At 55.9% G+C, this 746-nt stretch carries 1 protein-coding gene; it reads left to right on the forward strand.

Annotated elements, in window-relative coordinates:
- Positions 1–34 precede the first annotated feature (34 nt).
- Entirely contained in the window at positions 35–679 is a 645-nt protein-coding gene (locus tag E1189_RS00840; protein ID WP_155158232.1) for a hypothetical protein, read from the forward strand.
- The last annotated feature ends 67 nt before the right edge of the window (positions 680–746 follow it).

The raw sequence follows: 746 nt of genomic DNA on the forward strand, positions 1-746 counted from the left end.
GCCTTGAAATTGTGCTTGCGCGTGAGGGGGAGTGATGGCTCTTGTCTGGAAGCAGCAGGGCTACAGGCAGGTTGGCGTAAATGATCCTGCCGTCAGCCCGTATTGCAAGTGCTGGATTAAGCAGGGAAACCTTGTTGTTGTTGGAGTGATTGCCGAGGGCACATCGAAAGAGATTAGTGCTAACTGGAACAGCCCCTTTGAGGGCGACGCCGTTGGCTCCAAATTCTCAAAGTCTGGGGGATTGCTGCAATCTGGTTCACTGACTGAATCCACCCGAGGTGTGACCACGATCACCACCATGGCCTCTCAGCAGGTGTGGGAAGGTAACGCACCCCATGCGTTTAACGTATCGCTTCAGCTTTACGCTCTGGCTGACCCAAAGGTTGAGGTCATGGATGCGCTGATGGAGCTGGAGCGAATGGCGGCACCCGAGGTTCAGGCAGTTAGCCCGGTTGGCGGCGTAACCGCTGATGGTCGGCGACTTGGGCGTGTTCCCCAAACCGTTTTTATCAATATTGGGCGTAACGTGGTCTATGGCCCGTGCGTGATTGAGAGTTTACAGCAGCCTTTGGATGCTCCCCGCTCCAGTGATGGGTACCTGATGGAGGCGCTTGTGAATCTCACTATTCAGACAGAAACCATGCTCAACCGCTCGCAGATCGCGGGCACGTATGGGTAAGGAGTGGCGTTTCACGCCCCCCCCTACAGTCGCATAAGGGGGGCACGAAATGTTCCCCCCTCATGTG

It is taken from the genome of Parendozoicomonas verongulae, from assembly GCF_009711465.1.
Lineage (GTDB): Bacteria > Pseudomonadota > Gammaproteobacteria > Pseudomonadales > Endozoicomonadaceae > Sansalvadorimonas > Sansalvadorimonas verongulae.